The organism is Candidatus Sulfotelmatobacter sp. (assembly GCA_035498555.1).
In the GTDB taxonomy this organism is placed as follows: domain Bacteria; phylum Eisenbacteria; class RBG-16-71-46; order RBG-16-71-46; family RBG-16-71-46; genus DATKAB01.
Genome location: DATKAB010000177.1, coordinates 1 through 8,120, shown reverse-complemented (window position 1 = coordinate 8,120; position 8,120 = coordinate 1). Strand labels below are relative to the sequence as shown.

The following is an 8,120-nucleotide window of genomic DNA, read 5'->3' as shown; positions in this document are numbered from 1 at the left end:
CCGGATCGCGAAATCATTCGCCGTCGCCATTCGGCCATCGAGCAAGAGCGCTTTCGGCTGGTGATAGGTGCCAAAGCACCAGTCGGGGACCGGCAAGCCGAAGAACCCTGAAATCGCTTCGTTGCAGCCGATGTTGGCATGGTGCATGAGATGGAAGCCGTACAGGCGACGCCAGAAGGCTCCGAACCTCGGATGCTCAGTGGCGTTCTTCCACCACTCGTACGGCCAATGATCGATCGCGTGAAGAATTTCGTACAGAGTCAGCGACCAGGCAATCGCCGCGTAGCCTGCAAGCAAGATCGGCAGCCTTGGCAGGAGGAGCTGAAGGCCGGCGAGGAGCGGGGTGAACAGCCCCCAGAAGGCGACCAGGGCATAGATCGGAAAATCCGAGTCGGGATACTGCTCTTCGCGCGTAATCGGATACTCATTCAGGACGACTCGGTCCGAGCCGGGTCCCACCGGCCGGAGACGAATGGGTGTCAGGCTGTGATGATGCCGGTGTCCCATCGCGAATCGTCGCAACCACCAGACGGTCACGCCATGAAGAACATAGCGATGGAAGAACCACTCGAAGAACGCAAGGAAGAGGTGCATCCCGAGAAAGGTCAGACTGAAAGCCCAGAATCCCGCGCCCACGTTCATCGCCCATAGTTTCGGGAAGAGTGCTTTCAGGGCGAACGCGAGAAGGGCGAGCTGGATTGCGACGAGAACTGCGAAACGGGCGATGGAAAACCGTCTACGGGGCTTGACCAGACAATCACTCCCTACGCGCGATCGTTCAACACTGCGGTTCCTTGGACCGAGGAGTCCCGGGAACCACGAGGCTGGCGCCACCGGCGCTCGCCGGGACTCCTCCGAAATCTAGCGAAGTCGGAGTTCATAGCCAATTCGGCGGCAAGGGGTCGCGTTCGCCGAATCCTTCCCGCGCACGATTGGCGCCTCGGCCACGCGCCGGGCTCGCCCGAAATCCGCGGAGGTGTGCGCATGCCCACGGGACACCGATTCGGTGCGGAACCCGGCCGCCGGGCCGGGTCACGAGACAAGTTCCGCTTGCGGCGGGAGCGCCTTCGCCGGCGAGCGCCGGCGGCATGCCCACGAGCGGCGCGGGCTTCCCTGTCGCGCCGCCATCGGCGCACCGGCATCACTCGGCCGCGCGCTTCGCGCGCAGGCCCGCCAGCAGGCTTGCGATCGCGACTCCATAGAAGAAACCCGAAACGGCGTCGGCTTGATTGGCGGAGATGCCGGGTATTCGGGCCGCGAAGCGCAGCGAGAGCATCCCCAGAATCAGCGACGACATCCCGGCACGCAGCCAGAAGCTCCTCGAAACATGTCGAACCCACATGGTCGTTCCTCCTCAGTTGTGGAAGCGGAGCCAGAGCATCAGGCCCTGCTTCACCGCCACCATGGTGATGCCGATCGCCAGCAGCTCCCAGTTCCAGACGTGTTGAACCCAGTCGTGGTAGATGAACAGCCCCATGGTCACGAGAATGCCGGCGAGACTGGCGGCGCTCGTGGCCCGCAGCCGGTGCGCGAGAATGCGTTCGTCCGCCTTGCCGCCGAAGAGATTCATCGCTTCTTCTCCAGTTCGAAGATCGAGTCCGTCGAGCGATCGAAGACACGCGCGAAGACCAGGGCAAGCTCGAGGCTCGGCACGTAGCGGTCACACTCGATCGAGTTGATGCTCTGGCGTGATACGCCGGCAGCGTTGGCGAGTTCCTGCTGCGTCCAGCCCCGTTCGAGACGCAGCTCGCGCACCCGGTTTCGCACCGTCCCCATGACAAGCAGACTTTGCATCGTACCGCGCGGCTGTGTCAAGCATGCTTGTCACAGGAGCCACAGCCGAGGCCTGCGCGCCGCGCGCGGCCTCTGACGCGGCGACACTTCGCGAGTTATGTACGGGAGAGTCCCACCCCTCGTCCGGAGGCCTCCCATGCCCGCGCTCCGCCGTCTCGCCCTGCTGCTCCTCGTCACCCTCGGGATCCCCGCGGCCGGACTGGCCGCGCCATTCGACCTGGTGTCCCGTGTGGGCGCCTCCGCGCTCGCGCAGCGGAGCCGCGTCGCGACCTCCCGGCCGGCGGCCGCGCGGCCTGGAGAGATCCAATCCCTGTCCGCCCCCGTCATGCTCTACCCCAACACGCCGGGCTGGTACGGGTGGGGCTACTCGGTGGCGGCGGTCGGCGACGTGAACGGAGACGGTTACGCCGACTTCGCCGTGAGCACCGGGACGGCGAGCCCGTGGGGCACGTACGCTGCCGCGATCTATTACGGGTCGGCGAACGGGCCGGTCTCGCCGCCGGGGTGGATCCTCAACACGTTCACCGCAGCCGTGCACGTGGCGCCGGCCGGCGATGTGAACGGCGACGGCTACGACGACGTGGTCTTCGGCGCCGCCGACACGACGGGCACCGGCACGGGCAGCGTTACCGTCTGGTACGGAAGCGCGACCGGGCTCGGCTCGTCGCCCAACGTCACGCTGAGCGGCGACTCCGGGTTCGGCTGGTCGGTGTGCACCGCCGGCGACGTTAACGGCGACGGCTACGACGACCTGATTGTCGGCGATCCGGGGGCCGGCGCGATGGTGGGCAGCGCATGGCTCTACTACGGATCGGGGGCGGGCCTTTCCTCCACGCCGGCGTGGAGCACCTCGGGAACCTACGCCTTCGAGCGCGTCGGAATTTCGGCGGCCGGGCTCGGCGACGTGAACGGCGATGGCTTCGCCGACTTCGGCATCGGCTCGATGGCGGAGCAGATCGGATCGGCTTCGAGCCCCGGAGAGGTCTTCTACGGATCGCACCTGGGGCCGCTCGACGGACTGATGATCTCGGGAACGGGCTCCCTCTTTCTGAATCCTGCCGGCGACGTGAACGCCGACGGTTACGCCGACTTCTTCGAGACCGATCCCTACTACAGCTATGGCGGGGATGCGGATCTGGGAGTCGACGTCATCGAGCTGGGTGGCGGCGCCGGCGCGGCCTACGCCACTGTCGGCGGCCCCGGAAGCTATCTGGGCATCGTCAGCTTCACCGCCGGCGACGTGAACGGCGACGGCGTCGCCGACGCGCTCGTGATGAGCTTCAGCCTCGGCACTCTGGAGCTCGATCTGATCTTCGGCCGCCGCGGCGGCGTCGCGCAGCCGGTTCAGGCGATCTACCTGCCGTCGGTCTCCGATCTCGGCGAATTCAGTGCTTGCGCCGCCGGCGACGTGAACGGCGACGGCTTCGGCGACATCCTCGTGGGACTTCCCGCGAGCTCCGACTTCGGCGCGCACGCCGGCGAGATCCTGCTCTACTACGGTCACGCCGACCCGCCGTTGCTGTCGGCCGAACGCTTCGGCGGACAGGGCAGCGGCGTCGCGGGCTGGTCGGTGGCAATCGGCGACGCGAATGGCGACGGCTTCGACGACGTGCTGGTCGGCGAGCCGCTCTTCGACAGCAACGGGCTGACCGACAACGGCCGCGTCGAGCTCTACCTCGGCGGCGAGGCCGGGCTCGCGAGCACGCCGGTATGGAGTGGTGTCGGCCAGCTCGGCGACGCGGGCGCCGGGGTCTCGGTGGCGATGGGTCAGGACATCAACGGCGACGGCCTGGGCGACATCGTCGTGGGCGTGAACCACGACGACCAGGTCTACGTGTGGTACGGGCGCGCCGACTGGAGCACCGCGAGCAGCGTGCCCGATCAGATCGTCCAGGGCCCGACGATCGGCGAGCAGTTCGGCTCGAGCGTCGCGTTCGCCGGCGACGTGAACGGCGACGGCTTCGCCGACGTCGTCGTCGGCTCGCCGAACACCACGACGCTCACGCCACCCGGCTTCACGCCGCATCCCGGCGCGGGCCGCTCGAGCCTCTGCTACGGCAGCCGCAGCGGGCTCGGCGCTCCGTCGTGGTTCTTCGCCGAGACGCAGGACAACGCGCACGAAGGCGTGTGCGTGGCGAGCGCCGGCGACGTGAACGGGGACGGCTACTCCGACGTGATCACCGGCGCGGGATCGTGGGACAGCACGGCGACCGACCAGGGCCGAGCGCACGTCTTCCTCGGCGGCCCCGGTGGACTCGCGACTACGCCGCAGGCGGAGCTGGTAGGCAGCGGCGCGAGCTGGTTCTTCGGCAACGCCGTCGCCGGCATCGGCGATTTCGACGGCGACGGCTACGGCGACGTCGCGATCGGCGCGTATGGCGCGAATGGGACCGGGAAGGTCTTCCTCTACAAGGGCGGGCCTTCGGGAGTCAGCGCCGGGCCTGGTTTTTCGGCGACCGGCCCCTCGGCGAACGGCGCCTTCGCCGCCGCGGTGGCGCCCGCGGGCGACGTGAACGGCGACGGCTACAGCGATCTCGTGGTCGGCGAGGTGTTCGGCGACGGCCCCGGCGGCCCCGACTGCGGCCACGTCTACGTCTACCTCGGCGGCCCCGGCGCGAGCAGCACGCCCTACGCGACGTTCGAGGGCACGGGCAACTACGACAACCTCGGCGCTTCGGTCGCGGGCGGCGGCGACCTGAACGGCGACGGCTTCCCCGACGTGGTCTCCGGCGAACCGCGCCGCCTCTCTTCGATCGTCGACGAGGGCGGTTTCCAGCTCTTCCAGGGCAACTGGCGCAAGCCCTACGGCGGCGGGACCGGCACCGGCCGCGGCCGGCCGACGCGCGCCATGCAGCCGGGGCCGCCAGTGGTGGCGGTCGGCCTCTATGGGCGCAGCCGCAGCCCTTCGATGTTCGGCATCGCGTCGGAGGCCGCGAGTCCTGCGGGCCGCGAGCGCGTGGCGCTCGACTGGCGGGTCGCGGCGCAGGGCGGCGGCGGCGCGCAGCAGGGTCGCACGCCATGGCAGCCCATGGGCGCGCCGGGCGATCCGCTCGAAGGCGCGGCGCTGGTGTCGAAGACCGTCACCGGGCTCGCGGCGGGAACGCCGTACGCGTGGAAGGCGCGCGTGCTGTCACACTCGCCGTGGTTCCGCTACGGCGCCTGGTTCACGCCGCAGTCGAACGGCCGCGCGCAGTGGGACCTGCGCACCGCGCCCGGCACCACCGAGGTGAGCGCCGCGGCGGCGACCTCCGCGATCCTCGAGCTGTCGGCGGCGTGGCCCAATCCCGCGCGCGGCAACGTGCGCTTCGAGCTCGCGCTGCCGAGCGCCACCGCCGCGCAGGTGGTGGTGCGCGACGTCGAGGGCCGCACCATCCGCACGCTCGCCCACGGCGACATGACCGCGGGGCGGCACACGCTGCTCTGGAACGGCGCCGACGACGCCGGCGTCGCGTGCGCGCCGGGCCTCTACTTCGTCGAGGCGACGGCCGGCGGAGAGCACGCGGCGCGGCGCGTGGTGCGAGTCCGGTGAGCGCGCCGAAATGCCGGCCGGCACCTTGGTTCCTACCCTCCGGGTGACGTCCATGGTGACGAGCGGATAGAGTTAGACGTACGCTTCGACACCGATCGCGTAGGCATCCTCGGGACTGACCGAGGTCTCGGCCTGCACCCGAGGGGCGAGGAGGAACGTCGCGACGATCGCAAGCAGCGCCGTCCTGCGCATGGGCGGGTACTCCTTCGAACGGGCGGGCGAGCGAGAGGCGCGCGCGATGACGCGTGGTCCTTCCTGGACTTGACGCGATCGTAGCGCGCGACGTCTCGATGAGGCGAGTGGAGCGGGAGACTCGGCTTCAGCGCACCACGGCGGCTTTGGCGCGCGCTTCCCGACCCTCCGCGGAGACGCGAAGGAAATACAGGCCCGGGCCGGGCAATGCCGGATCCCACTTCACCGAGGCGCGGCCCGCGCTCAACGACCGCGGCGGCTCGAACGCGACCCGGCGGCCTGAAACATCGAACGCCTCGAGAGAGACCCGGGCCGCTCGGGGCAGATCGAGCGAGAACGAGATCGGCCGGCCCGCGCGCACCGGATTCGGATTCACATCGATCAACGCGAACGCGGACGGATTAGCGCCCCGTTCCACGCCCGCCACCGCGGAGCCGAACGCGGCGAGCATGATCCCCGAACCCGCCGCCCTCTGGTAGGTCACCACCGGGCGCGAGGACGCGTCCACCGCGAGCGATGCGTAGTAACCGGTGTTGCCGAACGCGTCCACGATTCCGCTGGTCCAGACGCCATGCTTGCGGATGGCGACTTTGAGATCGAGGCCGTCCTGATCATTGTAGGCGATGACGGGATCGCCGAGCACGTCGACGGCGATGCTCGATCCTCCCTTGTCGGAGGTGGAGCTGTCGGCCACTTCCACCCGCCAGCTCCCGTCGGGCTGGCGCTCGAAGTAGCGAAGCGCCTTTTGATCGGCGGGCGCCAGTGGGCTGCTGGTGACCGACAGGCACTCGCCCCCGCCCGGTCCGAGCGCCAGCGCGTAACCCCCGACCGCGGAGGGAACGGGAACGGTGGTGGTGTCCCAGGCGCCGGGCCCGGAGCGCACCGCGACCACCAGCGCTCCGCGCGAGCCGTCCCAGTAGGCGACGTGCGGCACGCCCTGGGCGTCGACGCCAAGCGAAGGTCCCGCTCCGTGCACGTCCACCGTGTCGTACGACCAGACCCCGGCGTCGCGCACGGCGTACCGCAGAACGTGAGAGCTGGGAAGTCCGCCATCGAAGCACACGTGGAGCCGTCCGAGACCATCGAACGCCGCCGCCGGGTAGCCCACGCCCGGCTCGAGACTCTCCGTCGACCACGTCGTTCCCACTCGATGAGCCACCTGAACGGGCCTGGGAGGCGGGTAGAGATTCAGCTCGTCGGTGGTGGCGGAAACGATCCAGGGAGTGTCGGACGAATCGAGCGCGAGCGCCGTGGCGGAAGTGATCAGCAACTGGATGCTGGCGGGCAACGGTCCCCGCCGGGCGCCGTGATCCCGCCGGTCGAACACGCCCACGTCGGCTGCGGGCGGAAACCCCACGGTCTCGCCGCTCCAGTTCGAGCCATCGAAGGTGGCGTAGCGGATTCCGGTGCCGGCGGCCCATTCGGCGACGCACGGGAGCCCCGCGGAATTGAGCCGCAGCGAGGTGGTCCAGCCGGCGCCGTACGCCGCGTCAGCGGTCTGAAGCGTCCAGGCGACGTCGGCGTGCAGGGGGCGCGCGGAGCCGAGGCCGACGAACAGCGCGGCGAACGAGAGCATGGCGATCCGGTCCGGGAACCGAATCCAAGCCGCGGCGAAGCGTGGAAGCATCTGGGGTCTCCGGCGGACGCCGTTCACTTCTTCGGCAGCTTCGACAGCATCACGTCGACCGCCTTCTCGAGCTGCTGGTCGCGCCCGGCGGCTTCGAGCGCGGGATCCGGGATGACCTCGTAGTTGGGGTCAAGCTGCTTGTTCTCCATGATGTCGCCGGCGATGTCGTAGATCGCGACCTCGGGAATGCCGAACACCAGGTCGCGGTTCTGGAGCCGCTCCCACCACACCGAGCTGCAGGTGCCGGGCACCGGCATGCCGACGGTCTCGCCGATGCCGAGCTCGGTATACGCCATCGGGAAACAGTGAGCGTCGGAGTAATTGCCTTCGTTCATCACCACGATCGAGGGCTTGTTCCAGCGCATCTCCGGCTCGTCGCCCAGGTATTGCCCGCGCGGCACGTTGCGCATGAACACGCGACCGCTCAGGAACACCGTAAGCGCTTCGTCGAGATTGCCGCCACCGTTGAAGCGCGTGTCGAGAATGATAGCTTCTTTCTCGGTGTCCTTGCCGAAGATTTCCTGGAAGATCTCGCGATAGGGGCCGTCGCTCATGCCGCGGATGTGGGCGTACCCGAGCCGGCCGCCCGAGAGTTTCGCGACCTCCTCGTGATTGCCGCGCATCCAGCGCAGGTAGAGCAGCTGCGATTGCGCCCCCCACGAGATCGGCTTCACGGTTTCGTCCCAGCGCGTGTGGCTTCGGGGATCGAGCAGCGACAGGCGGACCGGCGTGTCGGCCTTGCGATTCAGCAGCCGGTACCAGTTGTCGCCCGCCGCGATGGTGGTGCCGTCGATCGCGGTGATCACGGTTCCGGCCTTGATCTTCGTTCCCGCCTTTTGCAGCGGCCCGCCGTCGAGGACCTCGAGGATGCCGACCCCCGGTCCGGCGTGCTTCGGATCCGGGAAGAAGCCGAGCGCGGCGGTGTTGTCGCCGTCGGTACGCGTCGGCCGGTAGCGGCAGCCGGTGTGCGAGGCGTTC

The 8,120-nt window shown here is 69.0% G+C and carries 7 protein-coding genes; 1 reads left to right on the top strand and 6 read right to left on the bottom strand.

Annotation, left to right across the window (positions count from 1 at the left end; translation table 11 throughout):
* The 4 genes from VMJ70_14065 to VMJ70_14050 all read right to left on the bottom strand — a co-directional run.
* Window positions 1-642: hypothetical protein (locus tag VMJ70_14065; GenBank protein HTO92251.1), on the bottom strand; the 642-nt coding region annotated here is incomplete at its 3' end.
* 499 nt (window positions 643-1,141) lie between these two features.
* The gene (locus VMJ70_14060) at window positions 1,142-1,342 is read right to left on the bottom strand and encodes a hypothetical protein (protein HTO92250.1); all 201 of its coding nucleotides are present in this window, start codon (window positions 1,340-1,342) and stop codon (window positions 1,142-1,144) included.
* 12 nt (window positions 1,343-1,354) lie between these two features.
* The gene (locus VMJ70_14055) at window positions 1,355-1,570 is read right to left on the bottom strand and encodes a hypothetical protein (GenBank protein ID HTO92249.1); all 216 of its coding nucleotides are present in this window, start codon (window positions 1,568-1,570) and stop codon (window positions 1,355-1,357) included.
* Window positions 1,567-1,794, bottom strand: coding sequence for a helix-turn-helix transcriptional regulator (locus tag VMJ70_14050; protein ID HTO92248.1), 228 nt, complete (start codon window positions 1,792-1,794; stop codon window positions 1,567-1,569). The genes VMJ70_14055 and VMJ70_14050 overlap by 4 nt, the downstream gene beginning before the upstream one ends.
* Window positions 1,795-1,930: 136 nt before the next feature.
* Here VMJ70_14050 and VMJ70_14045 point away from each other — a divergent pair, with 136 nt between their 5' ends.
* A complete protein-coding gene (locus tag VMJ70_14045) occupies window positions 1,931-5,323 on the top strand; it encodes an FG-GAP-like repeat-containing protein (GenBank protein HTO92247.1) in 3,393 nt (1,130 codons plus the stop codon).
* A 319-nt stretch (window positions 5,324-5,642) separates the two neighbouring features.
* On the opposite strand, the gene VMJ70_14040 is transcribed toward VMJ70_14045, so the two are convergent.
* The gene (locus VMJ70_14040; protein ID HTO92246.1) at window positions 5,643-7,142 is read right to left on the bottom strand and encodes a hypothetical protein; all 1,500 of its coding nucleotides are present in this window, start codon (window positions 7,140-7,142) and stop codon (window positions 5,643-5,645) included.
* Between the two features lie 23 nt (window positions 7,143-7,165).
* Window positions 7,166-8,120 (bottom strand): S41 family peptidase (locus VMJ70_14035; protein HTO92245.1); only part of this gene is annotated, 955 nt, incomplete at its 5' end.

Coding starts and splice junctions, on each gene's coding strand:
- VMJ70_14060 (HTO92250.1), bottom strand. CDS start 1,342: ATGTGGGTTCGACATGTTTCGAGGAGCTTCTGGCTGCGTGCCGGGATG.
- VMJ70_14055 (HTO92249.1), bottom strand. CDS start 1,570: ATGAATCTCTTCGGCGGCAAGGCGGACGAACGCATTCTCGCGCACCGG.
- VMJ70_14050 (HTO92248.1), bottom strand. CDS start 1,794: ATGCAAAGTCTGCTTGTCATGGGGACGGTGCGAAACCGGGTGCGCGAG.
- VMJ70_14045 (HTO92247.1), top strand. CDS start 1,931: ATGCCCGCGCTCCGCCGTCTCGCCCTGCTGCTCCTCGTCACCCTCGGG.
- VMJ70_14040 (HTO92246.1), bottom strand. CDS start 7,142: ATGCTTCCACGCTTCGCCGCGGCTTGGATTCGGTTCCCGGACCGGATC.